Raw genomic sequence first — 26,366 nt, 5'->3', positions numbered from 1 at the left:
TCTTAACTCTATCTTGATAGTTAGCTATTTTTTTTCTCAACTGAGGCTAATTCTTGTTTCTTTTCTTCTATTTTATTTTGATACTCTTTTTTTCTCCATTCGTCTGACGATTTTGAGGCTTTTTCTGATTGCAAAAATGATATAAAATCAAATTCAAAATTATTTTTTAGATGCAATAGTAATTCATTTATATATATATTTACACTATGAGTAATTTCTTTTAGAGACAAGTTATTTGTATCGGCAAAAATTTCCCAAATCGAATAAAGTCGCCAACTATTATTGTCATTTAACATAACTGCAAGAATAGGTTTGTCTTCATAATCCATAGATTCATAGTAAAAATCAATTATTTTTCCAGATTCAATCATCTCTACCCATTTCATTAATGCTAATGCTAGCTCAAGAAGCAAAATAGATTCCTCATCAAAAAATAATTTGTCTTCTATGGTTATTTTTAAGCTTCCTTCAACATCAGCAAGCATTTTCCAGCCCCAGTCTTTTGAAAGAGCTTCAACATTACTAAATGATATTTTTAGTTTTGAGGAAATGCGTTCCATATTTTTCAATATCCTTCTTTACTATCTGGCCCAACAATAACACGTATTTTTGTTTGTCCTTTTGTACCAATTTCACGACCTAAATCAGTTATGACACGAAAAGAGTATCCATCATTATTTGACTCAAAAACAGCACTAGGAGATGTTAATGCTTCATCTATAATCTGTCTTATCGTTTCTGGATCGTTTGTGTTGAATTTAGCAGCTCTTTTTGCCTTGGTACTCAACAAATGTTTGTTTTTTGGAGTCCATTCGGATATTTTACCTAAAGCTTCTTGAGCTTTGTTAGGAGCGCTAGCAATAACACTATCAGTATTGATATTGATTACTTTAACTGCTGATTCCAATTAGAAACACTCTCGTGTGAATAAGTTTAGATTTCTTCAACAAAAGCTTATAAACCAGAGCTTACTCTTGGATATAAATTTAAGAATTGCGATCGCCCCCAAACGTACTCAGATTACACCCAAAACCTACTCAATAGACTAATCTGTTGTCTCGATCGATCATATTTTCTTTAATCCTCAAATCTCGCTAGGATAAAAATGGCGCAAAGGCAGATTAATCATGGTAAGTATCAAACCCTGGCAGATAGTAGTATTAGTAATACCGATCGCGGCAATTATAATTTTTCTTTTAGTAGCAGCAGGTTCACAAATTCACGATTGGGGTCTTAACTGGATTTGGGGAGTAGTGGTAGTAGTTTTTACCCTGTGGCGCTGGTTATTGGTGAAGTGGACAAAATCACCCCTAGCGGAGATGGAAGAAGCGATCGCCGAAATCAAAGAAGAGTTTTCGGCACAGGATTCGGAGCTAAATGTAGCAGCAGACAAAGAACGGCAGATAAATGCTGCTCTCCAACAGGTAATCGCTAAAACCAAGCTGGATGAGCCGATATGGTCAGATTGGCAGACTTTTTGGCAACGATGTTTAGAATTAGTTAGTGCAATCGCCCATACTTATAATCCTGAAGTAAAACGCCCTCTACTCAATATTTATCTGCCCCAAGCTTACGGTTTAATTCGGGGTACAGTAGACGATACAGATCGTGCCATGCAGAAATTGGCTCCTGTTTTAAATCGAGTTTCGATTGGACAAGCAGTAGAAGCATTTGAAGTTTATCGTAAGTTAGAGCCATCAGCGCGCAAGCTAGGTAAAGTATTCAATTGGTCACAATGGTTAATTAATCCCACCGCAGCAGTAGCCAAGCAGGCCACCAAAAAATTTAATAATCAAGCAAATCAAGAGTTATTAGTTAATTTTGGTCAATTAATGCGAGAAGTGGCTTTAAGAAATCTAGCTCGCCAGGCGATCGCCCTCTATGGGGATGAAACTATCGCGATTCCTCTGCCTGAAGTTACTGCCGATCCTGCCTTACCAAAAGCCCAAACTCAAACCCTCAGAGCTATTTTAGAATCGGTTGAGCCTGAGACAGAAGTTGCTCAAAAGCCTGTGAAGATAATCCTGGTGGGGCGTACAGGGGCGGGCAAAAGCAGTCTGATTAATACCCTCTTCCAAGCCAGTCTAGCGGAAGTAGATATCTTACCCAGTACCGAACAGATCAAAACTTACACCTGGAAAACGCCAACTAACGAAGTTCTAAACCTATTAGATACTCCTGGTTACGAACAGGTAAACCGCCCAGAATTGCGATCGCAAGTATTAGATTATGCAGCCACCGCAGACTTATTATTATTAGTCACGCCAGCCCTAGATCCTGCCCTCCAGATGGATTTAGATTTCTTGCAGACATTAAAACAAGATCTACCCGACTTAAGTGCAATTGGCATTGTGACTCAAGTAGATCGCCTCCGTCCAATCCGTGAATGGAATCCCCCCTATAATTGGCAAGAAGGTACACAGCCTAAAGAAAAGTCTATCCGCGAAGCCACTAACTATCGCGTCGAACAACTGGGAGATATCTGCGAACTGATCCTGCCAATCGTGACCGAAGACCTTAGCAGTAATCGCCCTGCTTGGAACATAGAAGCATTATCTTTAGAGTTAGTTCAGGCGATCGCCCCTAGCAAACAGTTACGTTTAGCCCGTTTCTTGCGAAATCTCGACGCTCGCAGCAGCGCAGCAGCCAAAATTATCGATCGCTATACTCGTCAAATGGCAACCACTCAAGGTTTAACCTCATTGCTCAAAAGCCCGATCCTCAAATTCATTTCCACTATGACCACAGGAAATCCTACCCTCGCTTATGTTTTAGCCGAACAAATCCCCGTCGAGCAAGCCCCCGTAGTCATGGGTAAACTCCAGATGGCTTACGATCTTTACACCTTACTTAACCCAAACTCTAGTATCAGCAATTTCGATTTGCGCTCAATCTGGTCATTACTCTTAGAAAATAATAGCGTGGGGAACAATAACGCCTGGGCATTTGGTCATGCTTTAGTTGAATATTGGACAAAAAATCTTACTTCAGAGCAATTACGCGATCGCTATAATTTTTATCTCCAGCAAAAATAAATCTTTTAATTATCTAGCTAACATCACTACAAAATAAAGTACAAGTAGCTAGGTAATGGTAAAACTCTACTATCGTGGCATGGCAGAGCAAAACAATAGACCTAAAATAGGTCGAAGTGCGAGACTCTTAGGGATTAGACCTGGCATCGATATCAATATTGAGCAAATGCCAATGGGTTATCTGGATGAGCAAGGATATTTGTTGCCAGAGTCACAGCGTAAAATTTCAGGAGAGCTTGCAACTGTTGCCATTAAGGACACTAAGGGAATGTCTGTTTCCATCTCAATCGAAGGTTTACCCGCATTTCGTAAGCCTGCCAGATTTGGAGGAACTGGGAAAGACCCTTTATGGCAAATTGATGACAACATTATCACTGGAGATTTACAGGCTGTCCAAGATAGCCCAACCCACGTTAGCATCTTGCCAAGAGTTACAATGTCTTTAGAAAGGTACGAGGTAGCATTAGCAAACACCCAAAAACATTGGGAAAGAGTTCATGAATAAGATACACAAACAATAGGAATCTACAAAAATGGCGTGGATATTTAGTTTGTCAGCAGAATGTGGTTCCGATGAGAGTAACACAAATAAATTTGCTGAGTATTTCGAGGGAATATCATGGATATTATCCAATGGACGCAAATGCCAATGTCGCACAGACACTTTCCAAGACATAGAAGAAAACTGGTGGTGTCGAGTATCGCCAAGTAATCTTAGTGAAGTGGGAATAGATAGCCCTGAAAGTGCTTATTTAATGACAGAGTTGGGCATTCTATTCTATCAGTCGCTACGATTTGCCCCGACCTTTCGTTATGGGCTAGTTGGTGTTGAAGTAGATGAATTTAGAACTTACAGCGAGCTAATTGAAGACTTGTCTAATTTATCTATCCCAGGATTAGTTGTGACAAAAACACTTGAACCAGAGTTAAAGGGAAAATTATCAGCTTTTCGCTCCTTTAGTACTGGTTATGTTTGGCAACCCTACGCAGGAGAAGTCTACAATCCGCTGATGGCATCTCCAGACTTGAAAAATAAACTTAATGAACTGATGGCTGTGAGTTGAGTTCAAACCGCCGAAGGTGGATGGCATAACTTTAGCGATAAAAAAAGGTTTTCAGATGATACTACATTTTGTACCCAAAAAAATCTTAATTCAGAGCAATTAGGCGATCGCTATAATTTTTATCTCCAGTGTACAAGGTAGAAAACCTAGATATTAATACAGGAAAACTAGCAGCATGAACTTAGATAGAATTACCTTCAATCCCGAAGTAATGGGTGGTAAACCTTGTATTCGAGGAATGCGGGTTACGGTAGGAACGGTTGTAGGTTTGATGGCTTCAGGTCATACCCCAGAGGAAATCCTTAAAGCCTATCCCTATTTAGAAAATGATGACATCTATCAGTCATTAGCTTATGCTGCGTGGCGTACAGAAGAAATTGAAGTACCCCTGACTTCTGCATGAAAATAGTTATCGACATGAACATACCCCCTTCGTGGGTATCTGTATTTGAAGCTGCTGGTTATCAAGCCGTCCACTGGTCAACTGTAGGTGATATCACAGCTAAAGATACAACTATCATGGCTTGGGCGGTGAGTAATGGTTACATGGTTTTTACCCATGACTTAGATTTTGGTACGCTGTTGGCAATATCAGAAGCTAATACACCAAGTGTAATTCAGGTTAGGACTCAGGATGTTTTCCCTGATAAATTGAGCAAGATAGTATTAGATGCTTTAAAACAGTTTCAGTCTGAACTAGAGACGGGTGCTTTAATTACAGTGAATGAAGCTCAAGCTAAAGCCAGGATACTACCAATCAAACGAAATTCTTAACCGATGGAATAGCCTCATCCTAATTCTGAAGATGCCTTAGAACTGCGTACCATTGAACTATTTAAAGAGATAGGGTGGGACAAGACCGCTAATTGTTATTATGAATGGAAAGATGAAAAGAGTGCGATCGCTGATCTCTTAGGTTAGGTACAGCGAAGCGTAACTCAACACCTTACAAGAGCGATTATATGATACTTATCAAGGCAAGTTATTTTCGGGCGATCGCTATAAATTTTATCTCCAGCTAAAATAAATCTATCCACTTCGTTGCCAAAGTGATGGAGCAAAATTCTCAAGTTAAACTGCTCGATTTTAAACAAGACAAGGCATCAAATGATTTTGTCCCAAATCCTGCCGTTCTCTCCAGCAGGGGATGGAATGGTATTCATCTCGAAGTGCATCAACAACCTAAATTTGAAACTAACGAACACCAACATACCATGCATGTAATTGCTTGTGGTGTCGCCGATACATCAGCACCAGGAGAGCGATTTCTTGATGGGAAGGTTTGCGCGGAAAGACGAGAGCAAGGTGATATTGCCATCATCCCTGCTGGTATTGCTCATCGTTGTAACTGGAAAGTTTCAGCCATGTTTGGTATTCTGGCAGTTGAACCCACACTATTACAACAAGTCGGTCAAGGTTTAGTAGATAGCGATCGCATTGAACTGATTCCCCAGTTTATGAATCAGCAAGATCAATTGATCCAGGGAATTTTTGCTACTTTAAGCAATGAATTACAGTCCCATAAAATTGCAGGTAGTCTATTGGTGGATAGCCTTAAAACTACATTGGCAATTCATTTATTACGAGAATATTGTGTTACCAAGCCAAAGCTTTCTAGTTATGGATCTGGCTTGTCTAAACTTAAGCTTCAACAAATAACCGAATATATTAACGAACATCTAGATTGTAATTTGAAAGTGATTGAACTTGCAGCGATCGCCCAAATAAGTCCCTATCATTTTATCCGTTTGTTTAAACAGGCTACGGATAGAACACCCCACCAGTATATTTTGCAGCGCCGAATTGAGAAAGGAAAATATTTATTGCAGCATACTCAATTGAGTACTGAGGAAATTGCTGCGATGGTCGGCTTTAGAGATCGCAGTCACTTTGCCAAATATCTCAAGCGTTTGACTGGATTGACACCAAAACAACTTCAAGCCAAATCGCAATAATTTACTTAAAGAAAGCAACTTTTTTCTAGAGTTTGCAGAAGCCAGACTTTTAGACTATCAGTAGTAAAGAAAAGCTGAAATAAATCAAAATGAGTAACATCGAAATTAAAACCACCTATGTCCAAGTACCAAACCAAGACTTACAAATTGATGCTTATCTAGCGCAACCAGCCACAGAAGGTAAATTTGCTGCTGTGATGGTTTTTCAAGAAATTTTTGGCGTTAATGCAAATATTCGAGAGATTACCGAATTAATTGCCCAACAAGGTTATATAGCGATCGCTCCAGCGATGTACCAAAGGATTGCACCTGGCTTTACCCGTGATTTCAGTTTTAAAGATCTCGCTTATAGTCCCGAAGCCTATCAACTTGGTTTGCAATATTATCAACAGGTTCAGTATCAAGAAATATTCAGCGATATTCAAGCGACAATCGCCTATCTTAAAACATTGCCCAATATCAAAGCAGATGCGATCGGCTGTATTGGTTTCTGTTTTGGCGGTCATATTAGCTATATGGCTGCTACCTTACCCGATCTTAAAGCTACAGCTTCTTTTTACGGTGGAGGCATTACCACTTCTAGCTATGGTGAAGATATTCCCACTCTCGATCGCACTGCCCAAATTCAGGGTACTATTTATCTGTTTTTCGGCACAAAAGATCATTTAGTGTCTCAAGCAGAAACCCAACAAATTGAAGCGGAATTACACAAACAGCAGATCGATTATCGTATATTTCGCTATGATGCAGGACACGGGTTTTTTGGGGGATTTTTTGCAGACAAGTATCCTTTTTTAAAAGAGCATCCCAGCTACAATCCTGAAGCTGCACCTCATGCTTGGCAACAGGTATTAGAACTTTTTCACAATAATTTGTAATACCAATTCTCTGTTTTCTCCTGTTCTTTAATTAAAGCAACCTAAGTTTAGATATTACGAAGAGTATTTCCAATCGTGCGATCGCTATAATTTTTATCTCCAGCAAAAATAAAGATACCAAATGGATAGGGTTAATATACGGAAAATTTCCTTGTATTAAATAGTTCGTCCATGGAGGTTAGATTGTCAGTCGAATTGATGGATACAGAAACCAACGAGTTCTTCTTTAATGTGAACTTCTGGAATTATCGAACGATTGTCGAGGTCATCCGATCATTGCGTTTGCTTTCTGACGAACGCGTTGATCGATTGCAGGAACCTTTTACTGGAGCTGGCTTGACGAAAGATGAGATTAGCTTGGTTACTACCGAATTGCGATCTCAAGTTTTGCCATGTCTTGAGGATGATGAGCGATTGTTGCTAGATGGGACGAAAACGAAAACATCTGACGATGGTACTTTCTACAAAAGCGATGAAGATAGGATCAAAAACTATAGCATCAACAAAGCGGTTTTGATACAATTCATCGAAGCGATTGAGAACTGCAATGGATTTGAGGTATGCTGATCGAATTGGAAATCTGAGATGTAATTTAGAAGCTTAGGCGAACAAAATATTGTACTAAAACTGGGGTCTGACAGCTTCCTGATGGTGACATTTTTGACTCCCACTAGGTCAACATTGGCGACGAGCAGCCGATCTGAGCGCTATTGTACAGCGCGATCGCTGATCTCCTAGGTTGGGTAGAGCAAAGCGTAACTTAACGCCTTACAAGAAAGATTATAAGATATTTATGAAGGCAAGTTATTTTCGGGCGATCGCTCAGACATTCAATATTTGACATGAGATAGTTTGCTAAAGCGATCGCTAATTTTTACTATTATGCCCTTCACATTATCGATGGGAAGGGTGTGACTGAGTTCATATAATAGAAGAAACCTCTGACTGTTTTCTACCTATGCCAGTAAGCACCGAAATTATTAAGCAAGACTTAGATCGACTGAATCACAATCAACTCCAGCAAGTAGCTGATTTTATTGCCTTTTTAAAGTTTCGCGATCGACGTCGTCATCGGGTTGTCCTCGATCCAATACAATTGGCTAGCATGTTTACGGAGTTTGCTGATGAAGATCGCGCCTTTGCCGAAGCGGGCATGGACGACTATGCAGTCATGCTCCATCAGGAAGACCAACCATGACCAATCCCTTGAAACGGGGTGAAGTTTGCCTAGCTGACCTCAATCCAACTCAAGGTTCTGAGCAAGCAGGTATTCGCCCCGTTATTATTTTTCAAAATGATGTTGTTTCCCAGTTTTCAACTACGATTATTGCCATTCCCCTCACCACCAACCAACGTCGCGCTGCCTTACCTATATGCTTACTGATTGAACAAGGTAATGGTGGACTTAACCAAGATTCTGTTGCTCTATGTTTTCAGATGAGAGTGCTGGATAAAACTCGTTTGATTCGTACACTAGGACAACTAAGTCCCGAAATAATTGCTCAATTAGAAGAAGTAGTTTTGCTAACCTTGGGATACGAGTCATGAATATGGCAAGGAAAAGGCGATCGCTAATTTTTACTATTATGCCCCTCACATTCTCGATGGGGTGGAGTAGCAAGATGATTTAAATCTTTCAGCTTACTTTTCCTAGCAATAACCGACAGGTAAGTCTTTTACTAAACAATAAGGGCGACTGTAGGATAGAGGGGATTCTAGCGAGTGTTGTAATAAAAAATCGGGATTGCTCATGATCTTCTCGGTCACTCCATCATAAACAATTTGACCTTGGCTTAAAACGACAGTGCGATCGCAAAGTTCTAAAGCCATGTCTAGATCGTGAGTAGCCACTAGTTGAGTCAGAGGCAGGTTTGTTAATAGCTCGATCAATTGACGACGAGAACGGGGATCTAACTGTGCCGAAGGTTCATCTAAAACTAATACCTGGGGTTTCATCGCCAACACTCCAGCGATCGCAATTCGTTTTTTTTCGCCTCCCGATAAATTCTCGGTATTTCTGGCTCCATAACGTTCTGGATCGATATCAACCATCATCATGGCTTGTTTGACTCGCTGGACTAATTCTTCATCTTGACAGCCACAATTTTTAGGGCCAAAAGCAACATCATCCCAAACTGTTGGCATAAATAGCTGATTATCAGGATTTTGAAAGACTAAACCGACAAAGTTACGAATATCGCGCAAATTATCGGCATCCATCCACCATTTTCCTACTTTAATCCTGCCTGATTGAGGCAAAATAATGCCATTGAGGTGTAATTGTAGAGTTGACTTACCCGAACCGTTAGCACCAATTAAGGCTACTCGTTCCCCTGCCTCGATCGCTAAATTAATGTTGTTTAAAGCTTTAGTGCCATCGGGGTAAGCATAAGTAAGGTTTTCAATTATGATTGGATTATGATGCATTAAGATTATCGATAAATTTTAAACCAGAAAAAAAGCTTTAAAGGACATTGTAGCCTTGTGGTATGAACGATCGCCTAAAGGAAATATTGTGTATCGCGATCGCAAAATTAAATTTATTAGATCGGTAAAAGTTGAATAAGCAACAATTTAATGTACTCCAAATTATGGCTCATACTACCTACTACCTGTACGGGCGAACGGCGACGCGGAGCTAATCCTTTAGGGCGTTCGCCCCTACCTATTACCTATTACCTATTACCTACTACCACTGGGGTAAATAAATAGATTGTCCCAACAGCGCCAAAACCAGAGTTAAGGTGAGGACTAGAACATCACGTCGTCCACCAGCGGGTACTTTTTCAACTACAGGCACTCCCTGATAACCACGGGCTAGCATTGCTTGATACACTCGTTCTCCTCTCTCAAAGGTGCGAATAAATAAAGTCCCGATCATATTACCAATCACAAAGCGTTGCCAAACACCGTTTTTAGGAAGATTGCGCGAAGTAGCAGCTCGACGCATTGCCTGAAACTCTCTAATTAAAACGCTTATATAGCGATACATTGAGGCTAAGATAGCAACTAATAAAGGAGGAACTCGTAAAGCGGTTAAAGCATTGAGCAGGGCTGGAACTGAAGTTGTCAAGGTGAGTATATTAAGCGTTAGCAGCGATAGCAAAGCCTTGATCGTGACACTACCCAAAACAGTCAAACCTTCTGTGGTGATGCGTAAGATTCCCCAAGACCATAAAACTTCACCACCATCTCGAAATAAAGTTCCTAGTAATACAGCACCAATGAATGCAAACTCAACAGCAATCCTTGTAAATAGTACTTTTTTAGTAACGCGACTAAAAAAAACTACTCCTAATACTCCTAAACCATAAATCGCCCAAGACCACCAGCGTCCGTTCGGGGTAAGAGCGATCGCAAATACCATCAGTAATGCACATAATAAACGAGTACGGGGAGCAAGAGAATGCCAAAAAGTAGCTTGTTTGCTATCGATGTCTAAATGAAACGCCCCTAAATGTAGCAATAGCACCTACCTACTTACTTCCTAATTAATTGATATTTACTTACTCGATTGTTATTCTTCTGACTGAGAAGCAGTATTGTTATCGACGGCAGAAGAATTTTTAACCACGAGTTTGCCAATTCCCCACGCCAATCCAAACGTAGCCAATGTGCCAACTAAGCCTGCCATTGGTGTTGCTACGGCTTCGGGGACTCCTTTAAGGGCATATTCATCAAATATACGAGCAAAAGGTAATTTGTTGGCTGGTGCATCTTCACTAGCCTTCTGTTCAAATTTTAAATCTTGGGAAACGCGATCGAGACCATCGGGATCTGAACTAGCGAAAGGAGAAACAAAAATGGCAATTAACAAGGCAACACCTAAGCCTGAGAGGACAAAAGTGAGATTACGACTTGGAACTTTATTACTCATAAAACCTAAAATCTGTTTAATTATGCTCTAACTAGTTAACGGTGTACTAAAGGGCGAGAATTAGATATTTTACTGTTTTGAGAAGGGTTGTAAAGCAAGTCTGGTCGAGTCCGCCAAACAAAACTCACCACCGCCAAAGTAATTAATGCTTCACCAATGCCAATTAGCACATGCCAAAATGCCATGGCTGAGATACCGACATTCAAAGGTACAGTTCCTGATAAAGCTAATTGTATGGCAACTAAAATCGAAGCAATAAATACACTTGACCAAGCACTAATAGCTGTAGCGATCGCCATTCCCCGCCAGCTATCACGACCGATTGCCGAGCGAATTGCCCGATAAAGGTAATAACCGCCAAAAGTGCCGATCAGCCCCATATTGGCAATATTTGCGCCCAAAACAGTAATGCCACCATCCTGAAAGATCACGGCTTGCACGATAAACACAACACTGACTACTAAAGCACCAGCCCAAGGGCCGAGTAAAATTCCCGCTAACGTACCTCCTAGCAAGTGACCAGAAGTTCCACCAGGTATGGGAAAATTAATCATTTGGGCAGCAAAGATAAAAGCAGCACAAACTCCCATAATCGGTACTGTCCGCTCTTGATATTTAGCTTGTACTTGATTTAAAGCTACTATAATTAGAGCGATCGCAATTACCCAAGTAATTAAACTAATGGGTAGGCTTAAAAACCCATCTGGAATGTGCATTGCCAACGATGGCTGTGTATTCCAGAATAACCAATTGCTAGAAGACATAATAGATATCACAAATATCACAATAATTGAGCTTTTCCTTGCATAAATTTTGACAATACTTTTAATTTTTAATTATTGTCATCTCAACAATCTTAAGTAGTTTTACGGTCAAAAACATCCTGGGGGGGGGGATTAAATCTCAAGTTTTAACTAAAAATTAAGCTTTGCTCGAAGTTTTGAGGCAGATAGTTAAAAATACCTTAAGTATGATCCAATCAAATGATTTTTCAGCTTCTGGAGATGTCTAACGTTTATTACCTAAGTCAATCCAGCTTTTTGGTTAACCAGCTTAATCAACTCTGAAAGCAGCCAAATAGTTAAAAAAGCGATCGCCATACTTAATATTTTCCAACCGTCAAACAGATCTTGGAACGTAGTTACAAGTACTATTCCTGGTTTAGTCACAAAATCCCAGCTATTGAATCTTTCAAACCGACCAATATAAACACCAACTATACACAGACTATGGGCGATCGCATTTACTAGAATTAAATATTTTTGAGCGATAAAATTTGTTAAATATAGTTCTAATTTGACCAGCGAGATGACATACGCTTCAAATCCTAAGCAAATAAAGAGGATATATTGCGGAATTAAAATTAAAATAATTGCCCAGTTGGGATAGTTTTCTTGGCTTAGTTCAATAATATGAATTGAGTCAGTCAAGATATAAGGTGCGTTGGGCAAAAAAGCAATAAAAATGAGTAATAATGTCCACCACAATATATTCCGCATCGCTGGAGGACGAAATAAATAAAAGCTAAGTAATAGAGGAATAAAAGCTAAAAATAAGTTCCAAATAATCCGAGGCGTACTTTGATTAAATAAATCGCTAGATATTTGTATCCAGTTAATTAATTGTGCTGCCATTTACGGTTGCTTAATCTTACAATGCTCATTGCTCATTGTGACGCGAGCTTGCGAGCTTATACTAAAGCATTTGCGAAGCTTATCCTTTAGGACTCGCTTCGCATCGTCCGAAGGTGTATACCGCAACGGTACTAACTCCGTGTCGCCCTTTAGGGAATCCTTTAGGACTCATTGCTCATTGTTCATTGTTCATTTTCTGCCCTGAACTTGCTTAATTAAGTGATTTAATTCTGGCAAAATAAGTTTGCTAATCGCCAATTCTACGGCATTGCTAGAGCCAGGTAGAGAAAAAACTAGCTTTTGATTTTTAACTCCTGCTACAGCGCGGGAAGCGATCGCTCTAGAGCCAATTTCTTGATAGCTCAAATAGCGAAATATTTCGCCAAAACCAGGGATAGTTTTGGTTAGCCAATCACTAACTATGTCGTAGGTAGTATCTCTCGGCGCAATCCCTGTGCCACCAGTAAAAATAATTGCTTCTAATTCAAACTGATGCTCTAGATACTCCAACAATTCTTGAATCGCCACAGGTTCATCTTTGACAATAGTGTAGATTGATATTTGATGTCCTGCATTTTGCAGTAACTGCTGAATTATTTGACCACTGCGATCGCTTTCTGGTGTACGAGTGTCACTTACGGTAATCACAGCGCAATTTACCGCAAAATCTTGGCTGTCTGGATGAGGAATCATGAGATAAAATCCATAATGAGCGGGAAATCTGAAGGCATACAGCTACCAAGTCTAAGATTTCCCTGATTTTATTAATTCTTTTGGCTTTTTGGCGAAATATTTTTAATTTATTAGGATTTACCTAAGCCGTGTTCGTCAGCATATTTATTCATAAAGCGGACAAAACGATCAAATTCCTCAACCGATTTCATTATTAAAACCGCTTCAATCGCTCTAGCCTCACCGTTAATAAACTTGCCCTTTACTTCCCGACTTACAATTTCACCTTCATCGTCTATTAAATACATCCCCGTGATTTCCTCACTGCTTTCTTTGCTTAAAATTTGAGGATCGGCAAAATAAAAAGTAGCTGTCCCGCTGTTACCTGTCTTAGAGCGAGTAACTTTTACATCAGGAATTGTGTCTTCCACTAAACCTCTAGCAAATTGAATTTCTGCCATCTTCTTTAACTCCTAATTTAAATTCATAATCTATTAATAACTCTTAATCATCTCATAGATTATGAACCAGCATAAAGAGCTTAGACAATTGTGATCGAGATTTTTGAGCTGATCTAATTTCTAATGTTTAATACCAGTCGTAATTGTCAACAGGATCGGGAGGTTATTTTACTCCTTGCTCTATTTATTAGCAATTTCTCAATAACTTCTTTACTCTGAGTTAGGCAATTGTTAACCAATCAGATTAGAATCTTACATTGAATGCAAATAAAATGGTTCATTTTTACCCAAAAGCCGACCGTCAGAAAATTTTGTAGAATTCCAGTTGAGGTTAGTGATGGCGACTAGTTACCTAAATAGTGAGGCTGCGATCTGCTTAAAAAATGACCAGGTTAAGCACCGCAGACCGATCGCCGTCGATCTTTTTGCTGGTGCAGGAGGAATGACTCTTGGTTTTGAGCAAGCAGGATTTGATGTTTTAGCAGCGGTGGAGCTAGATCCGATTCACGCTAGCGTCCATGAATATAATTTTCCTTTCTGGACAACTATTTGTCGCAGCGTCAGTCAAACGAGCGCTCAAGAAATTAGAGAACAATCGGCAATTGGCGATCGCGATATTGATGTTGTCTTTGGTGGGCCTCCCTGTCAAGGTTTCTCCCTCATGGGAAAACGGGATTTAAGTGATGAACGCAATTCTTTGGTCTTTGATTTTTTGCGTCTGGTTTTAGATTTACAACCTAAATATTTTGTCCTGGAAAATGTACGAGGCATTACTATTGGCAAGCAAAGACAAGTTTTGGAAACAATCATGACAGAGTTTACGCAGCATGGCTATCAAGTTAGGCAGAATCCGCAAATTTTAAATGCTGCCAATTATGGAGTCCCCCAAAATCGCCAGCGATTATTTCTCTTAGGCTGCCGTCAGGGTTTGACTTTACCTCAGTATCCTGATGCCAAAACCTGTTTTGACCAAAATCATCAGACTAAGCTAAAAAGCAATTACCCAGCTAGTATTCAGCGTCGCTCTTTACCCAATACACCGACGGTTGGTGAAGCGATTGGCGATCTCCCAGAGGTCAACCACTATCCTGAATTAAAGTTACGAGACTGGGTAGCTGCTAGTTATGGACAACCCAGCGCCTATGCTAGCAAACTGCGTACTCCTATTCTGGTCACAGATAATTATGCTTATCAGCGGGAATACCCATCAGAACTTCTAACCTGTAGCCGACGTACCAATCATACATCGCAAACTATTACGAGATTTGCCCAGACAATTCCAGGAAAAAGCGATCGCATTAGTCATTTTCACCGCCTGGATCTTACGGGTATCTGTACCACCCTGAGAGCGGGGACAGCCAGCAATCGTGGCGCTTTTACTTCTCCTCGTCCAATTCATCCCATAACTCCTCGCTGTATTACCGTCAGAGAGGCAGCAAGACTTCATTCCTATCCTGACTGGTTTATGTTTCATGCTACTAAATGGCATGGCTTTCGGCAGATCGGTAATTCTGTCCCTCCCCTATTAGCTCAGGCGATCGCGCAAGAGATAATTAAAGCTTTAGAACTAGTGCCAATTAAACCCCAACAGCAGTTTAGTTTGGTTCAAACAGAATTACTTCAGTTCAAGATGACGCAAGCAGAACAATATCATCGCTTAGCAACTAGGGCGATCGCTCGACGAAGTATTATCAAGCCTATTGCTTAATAGTTTACCAAGAGGGAAAAGGGTAAGGGCTTGCCCTAAAGGATATGCGTAGCGGTATGCTTTAGCACTAACTTCGTGTCGCACCGCATAGTTTGGTGGAAAAGCGCGAAGTTGCGTTGCGGGGGTTCCCCCCGTTGAGCAAACTTCGTAAGAAGGGAAAATAGATTAGTCTGCTATTCATGCAAGAGGTCTATTATCAATAATTGGCAACTAGGTAAGAACTAGGTTATTCCCCGATCGCAACTTTTGGTGATCGCGATCTCACGCTCAAACAGTATGAAGTCACTGTAAAGCTATTGTAAAGCTTTTATAAATGTAATCAAGTTACATGAAACGCAAGTAAAAACTCAGTCATTGGCTGATTGCGCTCACAATTACATTTAACAAGTTACTTACTATGGCTAATTCAAACAATATTTTTAACACTAACTCTACTATTACTGAAGATTGGCAAGGAGGATACAAACTAGAACTAGACCTCTCTGCCGAATCCCAAGCTGACAACTGGCAACTAGACTTTAATTTACCCTATAGCATTCAAGCAACATACGGTGTAGACCTGATCGACAATGGCAACGGCAACTACAGCATCACAGGACAAAACGATCAGGTCAATCTGACATCAGGACAATCAATCAAGCCCATTTTTATTATTGAAGACGGCGGACAGCAAGCTTTAAAACCAGAATTTAGCGATTCAGTAGATGTCGTCACACCTAAACCTGAACCTGAAGCTGAACTTGAACTTGAACCCATTAGTTCTCCTGTTAGTTCTCCTGTTACTCCTCCAAGCTCTCCTGTAAACATTCCCAGCGATTCTGGAGAATCAGTCGGCCAAAAAGGACAATTTAACTATGGCGAAGTCTTACAGAAAAACTTCCTGTTTCTCGAAGCAAACCGTTCAGGCGCTTTACCTGCGGACAATCGTTTAGAATGGCGCTTTGACTCCACGACTAACGACGGTAAAGATGTCGGACGAGATTTAGCAGGGGGCTACTTCGACGCTGGAGATCATATCAAATTCATCCAACCAATGGCATTTAGCAACACCATGCTGGCATGGGGTGGAGCAGACTACAAAGAAGCCTACGCCCAATCAGGACAACTTGATGAGCTAATGGAAGCTGTTAAGTGGGGAACCGACTGGTTCTTAAAAGCACACGAAATGGATAGTTCGGGCAAAACTGAGCGTCTGTGGGTTCAGGTAGGTGATAAAGCCGATCACGATCACTGGGTATCCCCTGAAGAGATTGAAAGTAAAGCAGCTCGTCCTTCCTTTTCCATTGATAATGACCGTCCTGGTTCAGATGCAGCGGCGGGAACTGCTTCAGCCCTCGCTTCGGCTGCCGTCTTGTTCCGTGGCACAGATGATGCCTATGCTGATGAGTTGGTCAAAAATGCCGTAGCTCTCTATGAGTTTGCGGAAACCCATCGAGGCAAGTATTCCGATTCCGTGCCTCAAGCTTCGCCTTTCTATACTAGTTGGAGTGGCGATGGTGATGAACTAGCCCTAGGTGGTGCATGGCTATATCGTGCTACGGGTGACAGTAAATATTTAAGTAAAGCGGAGAACTACTTTAAAAATGAAGTGGGTGGCTTAGGAGACTGGTCTTACGCCACCGATGACCATTCCTATGGTGCAGCAACATTACTCGCTCAAGAAAGTAGTGACCCCTTCTTTAAGGAACAGACCAAAAATTGGCTCGATACTTGGGTTGAAGGACGAGGTAGCGTTAAGTATACCAGTGGTGGTTTTGCTCACCGTGCTAACTGGGCTTCTGTGCCACTGAATATGTCTGCTGCCTTCGCTGCTGAATGGTATAACGACAATGTGGAAGCTAATTCTAAGTACAGTGATTTTGCTAATAACCAGGTGGACTATGTTCTGGGGGATAATCCAGCTAAGTTTAGCTACGTGGTGGGATTTGGCGATAATTATGCTCAACGGACTCACCACAGGGGTTCGGCGGATACTGCGCCTTTAGATGGTAGCGATCGCCCTAACGATCATCTGCTCTATGGTGCTGTGGTCGGTGGGCCTGGTGCTGCGGATGATTTTTCCCACAATGACCGTCGTGATGATTGGGTCACTAATGAGGTGGGTACTAGCTACAATGCGCCGTTTGCTGGCGCGGCAATTCAGCAGTATGAGAATCTTGGTGGCGATCCTCTTTCTGAGTCTCAACTCGATCAGTTGATTGGTGTTGATGCTAATGGTACTGGTTTTTAATCTTCAATCAAAGATTAAGTATTAATTATCAAGCTTTAAAGGACAAACGATCGCTCGTCCTTTAAGGCTTTTTTTCGTATTATACTAAATCCGATTCTCAAAAATAACGTTATGGTAAGCAGTTTAATTCCGCTGAAACTCTATTTCCCATTACCTATTACCCATTACCTCTACTTAACTTTTAAATGTTGTATACCAACAGGATTTAGTATTAGCTTTTACTCAAAAGGCTGCGCATCTGATCCGCTTTCTGACCAGAGCCATATACGGGAGAAAACTTAGCTAACAACTCGCGAAATTCTTTGCCGTCAATAGTTTCTCTTTCTATTAATAGATCTACAATGCGATCGATCGCTAATCGATTTTCACTAATAATGTTTCTGGCTTTGTTGAGACAATCAAAAGCGATGTTTCTAATACGGATATCGATCTGAGCTGCGACTTCCTCGGAATATTCGTTTCTAGAGCTTGAATCACCCCCTAAGAATACAGGTTGATCCTGACCTTCAAGGGCTAATGCTCCTAAATCAGACATGCCAAATTTAGTCACCATTTGTCGGGCAAAAGAAGTTACCGCTTGAATATCTTGGCTAGCTCCCTGAGTCACCTCATCAACCCCAAACACCTCTTCTTCTGCTGCTCTACCACCTAATGTGGCAGTTATTTTAGCCAAAATTTTGCTTTTACTTTCTAATCCCATTTCTTCGTCGGGAGTAAACCAAGTCAATCCCCCTGCACCACCGCGAGGAATAAGGGTCACCTTCTCTACAGGATCGTGACCAGGAACCATTGTTGCCACAATCGCATGACCGACCTCGTGATAGGCAATTAGTCTTTTAGATTTACTATCTACTAAAGGAACTCCCTCCATACCCGCTACAATACGGTCTACAGCATCATTCACCTCAAGCATCGTTACTGCTTGCTTATGTCTTCTGGCGGTTAAAATTGCAGCTTCATTAAGGAGGTTGGCTAAATCTGCACCACTAAACCCAGGCGTACGTCGGGCGATCGCTTCAAGGGATACTTCAGGAGCAATTTTCTTGCCACGGGCATGAACTTCGAGAATACCTAATCTACCCTGTAGATCTGGATAGTCAACAATCACTTGACGATCAAAACGACCAGGGCGCAATAACGCCTTGTCTAAAACGTCTGGGCGGTTAGTTGCTGCAATCACGATAATGCCACTATTGCCCTCAAAGCCGTCCATTTCTGTGAGTAGCTGGTTCAGAGTTTGCTCCCGCTCATCATTTCCGCCACCGATTCCTGTCCCTCTTTGACGACCAACTGCATCAATCTCATCAATAAATACCAAACAAGGGGCGTTTTCTTTGGCTTTCTTAAACAAATCGCGGACGCGGGATGCTCCTACCCCAACAAACATTTCGACGAATTCTGAACCTGAAATACTGAAAAAAGGTACGCCAGCTTCTCCTGAAATTGCCTTAGCTAATAATGTTTTACCCGTCCCTGGAGGGCCAACTAACAAAACACCACGAGGAATTTTTGCTCCGATCGCCGTAAATTTTTCAGGCTCTTTCAGAAAGGTAACAACTTCCTGTAATTCTTCTTTAGCTTCCTCAATTCCTGCCACATCATCAAACTGGATGCCTGTCTTAGCTTCCATTTGAAACTTGGCTTTAGAGCGACCAAAGTTCATTGCTTGACCAGATGTGTTAGCAGAGCGACGCAGAATCATAATCAGTCCAGACAACAAAACCATGATAATTAGTAGATTGAGCAAAATTCCTACAGTAGTGGAATGATCGATCGAAGTTTTGGTACTAAAATCGATGTTTTTGGCTCTGATCTTGGGAATTAAATTTTGGTCTTGCTCAAATAAGAGTACTTCGCTGGGAGCATCGTCTTGAGACTGTCCTTTTAAAACTACGTGGGCTTTGTTAGTAGTTTCATCGATCTCTACCTTGGTGATTTGATTTGACTCTAGTTTTTCTAGAAACTCACTGTAGCTGAGGGTATTTTTGGAACGTTGTTGGGCTAGGACTGGAGTTGCCAATAAACAAGTCGTTAAAATCATCCATCCCGCAGCTAGCCGACCAATAATAGTAATAGCTTTAGTTTTTTGAGGTTGGCGATTAAGCCGACGGACGGGAGTTAGAGAGACCCCGCCGTAAGACAACGGGGCTTCCTCTAACTTCGTAATATCTAGCTTGGTTTGCTGCTGAATTTGACGATTTTCCATAGTGTTTATTATTTATCTATAGCTATCTATCTGCTTACCGCAAGAGGTAATATAAGATCTGAAAATTTGAGAATAACTCCAGCCTAACTAAAAAAAAATGTTTTTACTATAATTTAACAGATTTGATGATCGATAATCTATGCTGCCAAATTTAGCGCTGCAATCAATGATTTTTTGTTTAAAATTAAATGTTTAATTATCTATTTACCGCCAATTAAACCTCGACGATTATCTGTCAGAGAAAACTGGATAAACTTTTGAAGATGCTGAACATGTCGATTATCTATTAGCCGATCGAGTTGGGCGATCGCTTCTTGAACAGGAATATTTTGCAGATAAAGTAAGCGAAAAGCTTGTTTTAATTGGCGGATTTCTTCATTACTAAAGCCTCGCCGTTTTAAGCCAACTAGGTTAAGCGATCGCACTCGTGCAGGGTTGCCCTCCACCATCATATAGGGCGGGACATCTCGGCTAATACGAGTCATTCCCCCCACCATGGACATCGTGCCAATATGGACAAACTGATGGATCCCCAAAACACCGCTAATAACCGCCATCGACTCAATCTGGACATGACCAGCGATCGCCACACTATTCGCAATTACTACCTCGTTACCAATCATGCAGTTATGACCAACGTGGCTATATGCCATCAGTAGATTGTCGTTACCAATTACCGTAGCTTCTCCTTCATCGGTAGCGCGATTGATCGTGACATATTCGCGAATACGGTTGCGATCGCCAATAATCACCTCACTATTTGCCCCTTTATATTTAAGATCTTGGGGTTCCAAACCAATGGCTGCACCAGGAAAAATCTGGTTGTCTTGACCAATTGTAGTTAAACCATCAATGATGGCATGGCTACCGACTACTGTATTTGCGCCAATTCTAACCTGACTGCCGATTACCGCATAAGGTTTAATTTCCGCCGTTGGGTGTATTTGAGCATTTTTATTGATAACAGCAGTTGGATGAATTAAGGCTGTCAAAATCAATTCTCCTAAAGGCTATGGTGATTCCCTCTGGGGGATTAATTATCATTGGAAGCAAGACAGTAAGCCTTTGTGCTTCAAAACTCTTGAACGGAGAAACCAAGTCACGTTTGCTACTGTCTAATTCAAAGTTATGCACGATGATAACTTATCTATTCAGGATCAACAGACTAAATCGCAATATTTGCGGATTATTAGTAACAAAAAATACTTTTTTTGTACTTCATAAATAATTAAGTTTACTGCTCAATCAGCGAAAATAACATTTCACCTTTGACTGCCAATTCTCCATCAACTTCTCCTTTTCCCTGCATCTTGGCAATACGATTTTGCTTAAGTGATAACAGTTCTACAGTCATAATCAAGCGATCGCCAGGAGTTACAGGACGACGAAAACGCACCTTGTCAATACCTGCAAAGGCAAAAAACTTGCCACTCATTCCAGGTAGCTGAACTAAAACAATCCCTCCTACTTGTGCCATCGCTTCCACCATTAATACTCCAGGCATCAGAGGAAAATTGGGAATATGTCCAGGAAAAAAGGGTTCATTAAAAGTGACATTTTTGATACCGACAGCTTTCTCTCCAGGCACATAATCAATAATGCGATCGACTAGGGCAAAAGGATAACGGTGAGGTAATAGCTGATGAATTTCTTGAATATTAAAAGTGGTTTTAAGCTGGGTGTCGGAAGTTTCGATGACAGAATCCATTATTTTAATTACTGATTACTGATTACTGATTGCTGTTCATTGTTCATTGTGACGCGAGCTTGCGAGCTTATACTAAAGCATTTGCGAAGCTTATCCTTTAGGACTCGCTGACGCGAAGCTAACCCTTTAGGGTCGCATCGTCCGAAGGTGTATACCGCAAGGGTACTAACTCCGTGTCGCCCTTATGCGAAGCGGTACCCTTTAGGGTTAGGGAATCCTTTAGGACTCATTGCTCATTGCTCATTGCTCATTGCTCATTGTTCACTGATTTGCGCCAGCTTTTTAGCTAACTGAGTGTGTAGCTTGTGACTGGCTTTGTAGGCCAAGATATGAGCGGTTGGTAATTGACCCAACAGACTAAGATCTCCTACTAAATCTAATAGTTTATGACGGGCTGGTTCATTAGTAAATCTGAGGGGAGGATTGAGCCAGCCGTGATGGCTACAAACTAGAGCATTTTCCAGGCTTCCACCTTTAATTAATCCTGCTTGCTGTAACTGCTCGATCTGCTCGGCAAAACCAAAAGTACGTGCTGGGGCAATTTCGATCGCAAAATCCTGTTCAGCAGGACTCCAACTATGCCACTGATTACCGATCGCCTGATAGGGAAAATCTATACCGTAGGTAAAGCGCGTTTGAGTCGCTGGCAAAGCTGCCACAAAGCAGTCACGATCGCGAATCCAAATTGGTTCTTGGGGGGTAATGGGCGCTTGAATAGATTGATTCTGGTGAACCTGTATTCCTGCTTGGGCGATCGCTTCACACCAGTTTTGTGCTGAACCATCTAATAGAGGTAATTCTTCGGCGTTGATTTCGATGCGTGCATCATCGATTCCAGATGCTACCAGAGATGCTAAAAGATGTTCTACTGTCCTAACTTTGGCTGTTTCTAGGCTTAATTCAGTAGATAAGGTAGTATCGCCCACGGCTGCAATTTGAGCAGGAATTTTGGGCGCATTAGGCAAATCTACCCTCACAAAATAGCGCCCTTCGCCAGGCAAAGCAGGCATCACTTTTACCGTACTCTGTTTCCCTAGGTGCAAACCTATGCCTGATAACTCAAAGGCATTTTTTAACGTACTTCTCATAATTGCTTTGAATATTGCACCTAGAATTTCTCCCCAATGCCAAATTGAATTTGACTGTCGCCCTCATCACTAATTCCATAATCTACGCGAATTGGCCCCAAAGGAGACTGTATCCTAACACCCAAGCCATAGCCAAAACCGCTACCAGGTAGATCTCTTTCAATGGAAGGACTCCCTGGTACGCTATCGTCAGAACCAATAGTTGTACCGTAGTCAAAAAAGAGTGCGCCACCAACAATTTTAAAGATAGGGAAACGATATTCGGCTGTAGCCTGGAGAAAACTCTTGCCACTGCCAACTTCTCCATCACCATAACCCCTGATCGAGTTACTACCACCCAAAATAAAAGCTTCGTAGGGGGGTAAATCACCAAGAATCGTACCTGCTTGGAAGTTAAAAGCCAGTGCTTCGCTCTCACCACCAAAGGGAACAATATTGATTGGGAAGTATTGGCTGTAGTTAGCCCGAACACGATTAAATACAATTCCGTCAAGGGGAATGGTTTGTTCTGTACCGACCCTTAATAAAGAACCTTTAGTGGGTTGCAAAGCATTATTTCGGCGATCGCGCGTAGCATTAAAAGTAACAGACAAAAGATCATCTGTACCATCATCCCCTGCAGCCAGATTAAAGCCCTGTTCCGACAATGGAGCAATATCTCCATCACTGTTTTTGACTTCTACCCTTTGATATTTAAGACCTGTTGATAGTGTCCAATCTCTGCGCCTAAAAGGATCTGAAGGTATGGGACGAGAAAAGTTAATTCCTCCTCCTGTACGTACAATCCGTGGAGAATCACTGCCGTTCTGGGTATCAATATCTTCATCTCCGTTGAAAACCAACGAGATTGAGCGACGACGAAAAGCATTAACAGTATAGGAGGTACGGCTCTTGCTAGTTGCAATCCAAGGATCGGTAAAGTTTAGATCGAACAGCAAGCTATCATCACCCACCTGCAACTCTGTGCCTAAAGTCTGGTTATTTCCCCCAAAGTTTTTTTGTTGATAACTAGCCGTACCAAATAAACCACTATCAGAACTAAAACCTGCTCCCGCAGCAACCGAACCACTACTACCTTCGACTACGTCAATATTAACTACTACCTTACTCGGATCTTGCCCTGGACTAAAGGAAAAACGAGCATCCTCAAAAATTCCTAAGCCGAAAATTCTCTGCAAGTCTTTTCCTGCCGTATCGCGATTAAAGACATCTCCTGGCGATAGTTCTACTTCTCTAGTAATAATAAATTCACGGGTTTTTCCCTTAATTGGTTCATCATTTTCATCGAAATATCTAACTTTAATATCTTCAATCACACCCTCGGCAACTACCAAAGTGACATTTCCTTCTGGGCTAACCTGGGGCGCGCCGACAACCTGAGCCAGTTGATAGCCATTCTTGCTATACCATTCATTTACTTTAATGATGCCCTGTTGAAGATCTCGTAGATTGAGAATCCGTCCGTAGTTAGCGCCAAAAAACTGATCGACTTTCTCAGGAGGTAAAACTCCCTTGCCGTCTTGTTGGGAAACTGTCTGGACATTGACATCATTTAAAATGGGGTTTGGTTCAACATCAAAAGTAATTCTGACACCAAGAGGCGTATCCCCTGGAGTCACTTCTACATTTTGGAAAAACCCTGTAGCGTAAACAGCGTTAACATCTTCCTGTAGTTGAGTTCTGGTGGTGGTTCTGCCTGGTTCTGTGGCAATGGTGGCGTAAACAATATCTTTTAACTCTTCATTAGCGCCATTTACTACTACTTCTGCGACTAAAACACGAGGTTCATTAGGAGATTGAGGCCGATCTTGGGTTGTTTCGCCTTCTGGAGGATTGACTGGGGTATTTCCGTTACCAGGAGTTTGTGATTCTGCGGGATTAAATTCTGGTAGCTTGATGTCAGGAGTAACTTGAGCATCATCGGTAGACGGTAAGTTGGGTTCAGGGTTTTGGGCTAGCTGTACTGGCTCGATCTTGCCCAATAAAACAGCTCCATTGTTGACGATAATTTTGTTTGACTGATGATGGATAGAACTTTCAGCTCTACTTGCTGGAGTAACACTACAAGCGAGAGTTGTTACCAAGATTGTAAGTAAGGTAGGAGATAGACGCAATTTTTTCACTTCGATAAACACTTCCACACACCAGATTAAAGAACTATGCGAGTAGACAATTTTGGTAATTATCTTGCTTTTGGTTGACCAATTTAACTCACAACAGACTAATAAGTAAGTCTGGTTTTAGATCGGAGTCTGGAATATGGTGACTGGAGTAACACTATACTTGCTTAGGAATTAATAAGCGATAGTTAGGTTATCAAGTTTTTCTTTTAACTTCGAGAGCATTAATAAGCGATCGCAAGTTAGCTATGAATTACCACCCTCAACGTTCTGGTCGATTAACTACCAAAAAAGTATGACTATTTCCGCTGTTCTAAGTTCCCTATTGTGTAAATTAATTATGCCTATCTAGATTGAACTATTAAAGTCAAATAGTTGATAAAGCATTGATTGAATTTAATTATCCGTGAAATCTATAATTTTAACTGAGTTAAAACGCGCTGTTGAACTTCTTGATAGGCATTTTCTACTTGACCTAAATCTCGGCGAAAACGATCTTTATCCATCACTCTGGATTGGGGGTCGTCTTGACCTTGATCCCAAAGACGACAAGTATCAGGACTTATTTCATCAGCTAAAAGTAAATTTTGTTGGCGATCAATACCAAATTCAAGTTTAAAATCTACTAAAGTAATCTTACATTTGTCGAAAAAACTTTGCAGATTTTGATTTATTTTTCGTGCCATTTCTTCGATTTCTGCTAATCTTTCTGCTGTAACTAAATCCAATAAAAATATGCGATCGCGAGTCAATAAAGGATCGCCCAATTCATCACTTTTGTAGTAATATTCCACCAAAGGCGTAGCTAATATTTTCCCCTCTGGTAATCCTGTTTGACGGCATAAGCTACCTGCGGCAATGTTTCTGACTACTACTTCGATCGGCACAATCGTTACTGCTTTGACTCGCATTTGATTGGGTTCAGGACAATCAAGGTAGTGGGTAGGAATATCTTTTGACCCTAACCATTCAAATAATGCTGCCGTGATTTGGCAATTGATCTCTCCTTTGCCCTTAATTTGCCCCCGCTTCTGGGCATTAAAGGCTGTCGCATCATCTTTATATACAGTAAGCAATATTTCTGGATCTGCGGTGGCATAAAGAATTTTTGCCTTGCCTTCATATAGTTTTGCTGCTTGTGACATACTTCAGTATTAGTAGTTGCTTGCAATAATGAACGTTTAACTGTAAAGCTTAAGTTAAGAATAGGTTAATAAAATCTAAAAACCTTGTTAAGATATGAAAAATAAAACCCTGTCTATCGTAGCGTTTGCTCGTAGCATTTAAAAAACCTTCTTGTTAAGATCGGTTAATACCAGTAATTGTAAAAAATTGTTAAGTTAAAATTAGACATAACACAAATAAAGATACATAGAGTGATTATTAATTGATTTCAAAGTAGATCCCCGAACTATGACAATTGACCAAAGTAAAAACGATTTTCTTCATCCGCGACATTCTTACCACGGCAGAGTAAAGCCCGAAAACTTGGTATTCAATTCCAATTTGCAAGAGTTTGCTCAAAAAATCAGCTATATCTGTAACCTAGAAACTGGCGGAAAAATCCCTCCAGAGGTCGCTTATCGGCGGATTAAATCTCTGTGGAAAGAGCTGAAGAAAAGTAAGAAGGAGTTAAATATCGGGCAAGATAGTCAATCAACTAACAAGTAACTGAGTCAGATTCCAGATTGTTCAAATTTAGAATAGTGACTGCTATAACTAATAGGATT

Annotated in this window: 28 protein-coding genes; 13 read left to right on the top strand and 15 right to left on the bottom strand. The window is 41.0% G+C overall.

Going from position 1 to position 26,366, the window contains the following annotated elements:
• Positions 1–20 precede the first annotated feature (20 nt).
• Together KME09_25095 and KME09_25090 are read right to left on the bottom strand one after the other, a co-directional pair.
• Positions 21–560 carry a hypothetical protein gene (locus tag KME09_25095; protein MBW4537216.1) on the bottom strand — a complete coding sequence of 180 codons (540 nt, stop codon included), beginning with the start codon at positions 558–560 and terminating at the stop codon, positions 21–23.
• Between the two features lie 5 nt (positions 561–565).
• Entirely contained in the window at positions 566–907 is a 342-nt protein-coding gene (locus KME09_25090) for a hypothetical protein (protein ID MBW4537215.1), read from the bottom strand.
• Positions 908–1,127: 220 nt separating this feature from the next.
• On the opposite strand from KME09_25090, the gene KME09_25085 reads away from it, so the two are divergent.
• From KME09_25085 to KME09_25040, 10 genes are all read left to right on the top strand, one after another.
• Positions 1,128–3,035 (top strand): 50S ribosome-binding GTPase, encoded by a 1,908-nt coding sequence (locus KME09_25085; GenBank protein MBW4537214.1) that lies wholly within the window; start codon positions 1,128–1,130, stop codon positions 3,033–3,035.
• A 55-nt stretch (positions 3,036–3,090) separates the two neighbouring features.
• Complete coding sequence (locus KME09_25080) at positions 3,091–3,540, top strand: hypothetical protein (GenBank protein MBW4537213.1); 450 nt, start codon at positions 3,091–3,093, stop codon at positions 3,538–3,540.
• 28 nt (positions 3,541–3,568) lie between these two features.
• The gene (locus KME09_25075) at positions 3,569–4,099 is read left to right on the top strand and encodes a hypothetical protein (protein MBW4537212.1); all 531 of its coding nucleotides are present in this window, start codon (positions 3,569–3,571) and stop codon (positions 4,097–4,099) included.
• 175 nt (positions 4,100–4,274) lie between these two features.
• On the top strand, positions 4,275–4,502 hold the full coding sequence (locus tag KME09_25070) for a DUF433 domain-containing protein (GenBank protein ID MBW4537211.1): 228 nt from the start codon (positions 4,275–4,277) through the stop codon (positions 4,500–4,502).
• On the top strand, positions 4,499–4,873 hold the full coding sequence (locus KME09_25065) for a DUF5615 family PIN-like protein (GenBank protein MBW4537210.1): 375 nt from the start codon (positions 4,499–4,501) through the stop codon (positions 4,871–4,873). Before KME09_25070 ends, KME09_25065 begins: the two co-directional genes overlap by 4 nt.
• A 278-nt stretch (positions 4,874–5,151) precedes the next feature.
• Positions 5,152–6,054, top strand: coding sequence for an AraC family transcriptional regulator (locus KME09_25060; GenBank protein MBW4537209.1), 903 nt, complete (start codon positions 5,152–5,154; stop codon positions 6,052–6,054).
• Between the two features lie 89 nt (positions 6,055–6,143).
• Positions 6,144–6,932, top strand: a complete 789-nt coding sequence (locus KME09_25055) for a dienelactone hydrolase family protein (protein MBW4537208.1) — start codon at positions 6,144–6,146, stop codon at positions 6,930–6,932.
• Between the two features lie 198 nt (positions 6,933–7,130).
• Entirely contained in the window at positions 7,131–7,499 is a 369-nt protein-coding gene (locus KME09_25050) for a hypothetical protein (GenBank protein ID MBW4537207.1), read from the top strand.
• A gap of 391 nt (positions 7,500–7,890) precedes the next feature.
• The gene (locus tag KME09_25045; protein MBW4537206.1) at positions 7,891–8,130 is read left to right on the top strand and encodes a hypothetical protein; all 240 of its coding nucleotides are present in this window, start codon (positions 7,891–7,893) and stop codon (positions 8,128–8,130) included.
• On the top strand, positions 8,127–8,480 hold the full coding sequence (locus KME09_25040) for a type II toxin-antitoxin system PemK/MazF family toxin (protein ID MBW4537205.1): 354 nt from the start codon (positions 8,127–8,129) through the stop codon (positions 8,478–8,480). Before KME09_25045 ends, KME09_25040 begins: the two co-directional genes overlap by 4 nt.
• A gap of 102 nt (positions 8,481–8,582) precedes the next feature.
• On the opposite strand, the gene KME09_25035 is transcribed toward KME09_25040, so the two are convergent.
• The 7 genes from KME09_25035 to psb28 form a co-directional block, all read right to left on the bottom strand.
• A complete protein-coding gene (locus tag KME09_25035; GenBank protein ID MBW4537204.1) occupies positions 8,583–9,359 on the bottom strand; it encodes an ATP-binding cassette domain-containing protein in 777 nt (258 codons plus the stop codon).
• Positions 9,360–9,621: 262 nt separating this feature from the next.
• Entirely contained in the window at positions 9,622–10,404 is a 783-nt protein-coding gene (cbiQ, locus tag KME09_25030) for a cobalt ECF transporter T component CbiQ (protein MBW4537203.1), read from the bottom strand.
• Between the two features lie 45 nt (positions 10,405–10,449).
• Entirely contained in the window at positions 10,450–10,809 is a 360-nt protein-coding gene (locus KME09_25025) for a PDGLE domain-containing protein (GenBank protein MBW4537202.1), read from the bottom strand.
• A 35-nt stretch (positions 10,810–10,844) separates the two neighbouring features.
• The gene (cbiM, locus tag KME09_25020) at positions 10,845–11,600 is read right to left on the bottom strand and encodes a cobalt transporter CbiM (protein ID MBW4537201.1); all 756 of its coding nucleotides are present in this window, start codon (positions 11,598–11,600) and stop codon (positions 10,845–10,847) included.
• 231 nt (positions 11,601–11,831) lie between these two features.
• Complete coding sequence (locus KME09_25015) at positions 11,832–12,443, bottom strand: DUF1361 domain-containing protein (protein MBW4537200.1); 612 nt, start codon at positions 12,441–12,443, stop codon at positions 11,832–11,834.
• 189 nt (positions 12,444–12,632) lie between these two features.
• Positions 12,633–13,136: a MogA/MoaB family molybdenum cofactor biosynthesis protein gene (locus KME09_25010; protein ID MBW4537199.1), complete on the bottom strand. Its 504-nt coding sequence runs from the start codon at positions 13,134–13,136 to the stop codon at positions 12,633–12,635.
• 110 nt (positions 13,137–13,246) lie between these two features.
• Positions 13,247–13,576, bottom strand: coding sequence for a photosystem II reaction center protein Psb28 (gene psb28 / locus KME09_25005; GenBank protein MBW4537198.1), 330 nt, complete (start codon positions 13,574–13,576; stop codon positions 13,247–13,249).
• 337 nt (positions 13,577–13,913) lie between these two features.
• Here psb28 and KME09_25000 point away from each other — a divergent pair, with 337 nt between their 5' ends.
• A complete protein-coding gene (locus KME09_25000; protein MBW4537197.1) occupies positions 13,914–15,284 on the top strand; it encodes a DNA cytosine methyltransferase in 1,371 nt (456 codons plus the stop codon).
• Positions 15,285–15,681: 397 nt separating this feature from the next.
• Positions 15,682–17,514, top strand: a complete 1,833-nt coding sequence (locus KME09_24995) for a glycoside hydrolase family 9 protein (GenBank protein ID MBW4537196.1) — start codon at positions 15,682–15,684, stop codon at positions 17,512–17,514.
• 211 nt (positions 17,515–17,725) lie between these two features.
• Here the strand turns inward: KME09_24995 and ftsH are convergent, their stop codons facing one another.
• The 6 genes from ftsH to KME09_24965 all read right to left on the bottom strand — a co-directional run bounded on the left by ftsH (position 17,726) and on the right by KME09_24965 (position 25,781).
• The gene (gene ftsH, locus KME09_24990) at positions 17,726–19,555 is read right to left on the bottom strand and encodes an ATP-dependent zinc metalloprotease FtsH (GenBank protein ID MBW4537195.1); all 1,830 of its coding nucleotides are present in this window, start codon (positions 19,553–19,555) and stop codon (positions 17,726–17,728) included.
• 365 nt (positions 19,556–19,920) lie between these two features.
• Positions 19,921–20,712 (bottom strand): acyl-ACP--UDP-N-acetylglucosamine O-acyltransferase, encoded by a 792-nt coding sequence (gene lpxA, locus KME09_24985; GenBank protein MBW4537194.1) that lies wholly within the window; start codon positions 20,710–20,712, stop codon positions 19,921–19,923.
• 242 nt (positions 20,713–20,954) lie between these two features.
• Positions 20,955–21,428: a 3-hydroxyacyl-ACP dehydratase FabZ gene (gene fabZ, locus KME09_24980; protein MBW4537193.1), complete on the bottom strand. Its 474-nt coding sequence runs from the start codon at positions 21,426–21,428 to the stop codon at positions 20,955–20,957.
• A 254-nt stretch (positions 21,429–21,682) separates the two neighbouring features.
• Positions 21,683–22,516 (bottom strand): UDP-3-O-acyl-N-acetylglucosamine deacetylase, encoded by an 834-nt coding sequence (locus KME09_24975; protein MBW4537192.1) that lies wholly within the window; start codon positions 22,514–22,516, stop codon positions 21,683–21,685.
• A 20-nt stretch (positions 22,517–22,536) separates the two neighbouring features.
• Positions 22,537–24,630 (bottom strand): BamA/TamA family outer membrane protein, encoded by a 2,094-nt coding sequence (locus tag KME09_24970; protein ID MBW4537191.1) that lies wholly within the window; start codon positions 24,628–24,630, stop codon positions 22,537–22,539.
• Between the two features lie 419 nt (positions 24,631–25,049).
• The gene (locus KME09_24965) at positions 25,050–25,781 is read right to left on the bottom strand and encodes a phosphoribosylaminoimidazolesuccinocarboxamide synthase (protein ID MBW4537190.1); all 732 of its coding nucleotides are present in this window, start codon (positions 25,779–25,781) and stop codon (positions 25,050–25,052) included.
• A gap of 268 nt (positions 25,782–26,049) precedes the next feature.
• On the opposite strand from KME09_24965, the gene KME09_24960 reads away from it, so the two are divergent.
• Positions 26,050–26,307, top strand: coding sequence for a hypothetical protein (locus tag KME09_24960; protein MBW4537189.1), 258 nt, complete (start codon positions 26,050–26,052; stop codon positions 26,305–26,307).
• Positions 26,308–26,366 lie beyond the last annotated feature (59 nt).

It is taken from the genome of Pleurocapsa minor HA4230-MV1 (assembly GCA_019359095.1).
Classification (GTDB): domain Bacteria; phylum Cyanobacteriota; class Cyanobacteriia; order Cyanobacteriales; family Xenococcaceae; genus Waterburya; species Waterburya minor.
Note: the sequence above shows the minus strand (reverse complement) of the source record. Positions and strands in the feature narration are given on the sequence as shown.

Coding starts and splice junctions, on each gene's coding strand:
- KME09_25095 (MBW4537216.1), bottom strand. CDS start 560: ATGGAACGCATTTCCTCAAAACTAAAAATATCATTTAGTAATGTTGAA.
- KME09_25085 (MBW4537214.1), top strand. CDS start 1,128: ATGGTAAGTATCAAACCCTGGCAGATAGTAGTATTAGTAATACCGATC.
- KME09_25080 (MBW4537213.1), top strand. CDS start 3,091: ATGGTAAAACTCTACTATCGTGGCATGGCAGAGCAAAACAATAGACCT.
- KME09_25075 (MBW4537212.1), top strand. CDS start 3,569: ATGGCGTGGATATTTAGTTTGTCAGCAGAATGTGGTTCCGATGAGAGT.
- KME09_25070 (MBW4537211.1), top strand. CDS start 4,275: ATGAACTTAGATAGAATTACCTTCAATCCCGAAGTAATGGGTGGTAAA.
- KME09_25065 (MBW4537210.1), top strand. CDS start 4,499: ATGAAAATAGTTATCGACATGAACATACCCCCTTCGTGGGTATCTGTA.
- KME09_25060 (MBW4537209.1), top strand. CDS start 5,152: ATGGAGCAAAATTCTCAAGTTAAACTGCTCGATTTTAAACAAGACAAG.
- KME09_25055 (MBW4537208.1), top strand. CDS start 6,144: ATGAGTAACATCGAAATTAAAACCACCTATGTCCAAGTACCAAACCAA.
- KME09_25050 (MBW4537207.1), top strand. CDS start 7,131: ATGGATACAGAAACCAACGAGTTCTTCTTTAATGTGAACTTCTGGAAT.
- KME09_25045 (MBW4537206.1), top strand. CDS start 7,891: ATGCCAGTAAGCACCGAAATTATTAAGCAAGACTTAGATCGACTGAAT.
- KME09_25040 (MBW4537205.1), top strand. CDS start 8,127: ATGACCAATCCCTTGAAACGGGGTGAAGTTTGCCTAGCTGACCTCAAT.
- KME09_25035 (MBW4537204.1), bottom strand. CDS start 9,359: ATGCATCATAATCCAATCATAATTGAAAACCTTACTTATGCTTACCCC.
- KME09_25025 (MBW4537202.1), bottom strand. CDS start 10,809: ATGAGTAATAAAGTTCCAAGTCGTAATCTCACTTTTGTCCTCTCAGGC.
- KME09_25015 (MBW4537200.1), bottom strand. CDS start 12,443: ATGGCAGCACAATTAATTAACTGGATACAAATATCTAGCGATTTATTT.
- KME09_25010 (MBW4537199.1), bottom strand. CDS start 13,136: ATGATTCCTCATCCAGACAGCCAAGATTTTGCGGTAAATTGCGCTGTG.
- psb28 (MBW4537198.1), bottom strand. CDS start 13,576: ATGGCAGAAATTCAATTTGCTAGAGGTTTAGTGGAAGACACAATTCCT.
- KME09_25000 (MBW4537197.1), top strand. CDS start 13,914: ATGGCGACTAGTTACCTAAATAGTGAGGCTGCGATCTGCTTAAAAAAT.
- KME09_24995 (MBW4537196.1), top strand. CDS start 15,682: ATGGCTAATTCAAACAATATTTTTAACACTAACTCTACTATTACTGAA.
- ftsH (MBW4537195.1), bottom strand. CDS start 19,555: ATGATTTTAACGACTTGTTTATTGGCAACTCCAGTCCTAGCCCAACAA.
- fabZ (MBW4537193.1), bottom strand. CDS start 21,428: ATGGATTCTGTCATCGAAACTTCCGACACCCAGCTTAAAACCACTTTT.
- KME09_24975 (MBW4537192.1), bottom strand. CDS start 22,516: ATGAGAAGTACGTTAAAAAATGCCTTTGAGTTATCAGGCATAGGTTTG.
- KME09_24965 (MBW4537190.1), bottom strand. CDS start 25,781: ATGTCACAAGCAGCAAAACTATATGAAGGCAAGGCAAAAATTCTTTAT.
- KME09_24960 (MBW4537189.1), top strand. CDS start 26,050: ATGACAATTGACCAAAGTAAAAACGATTTTCTTCATCCGCGACATTCT.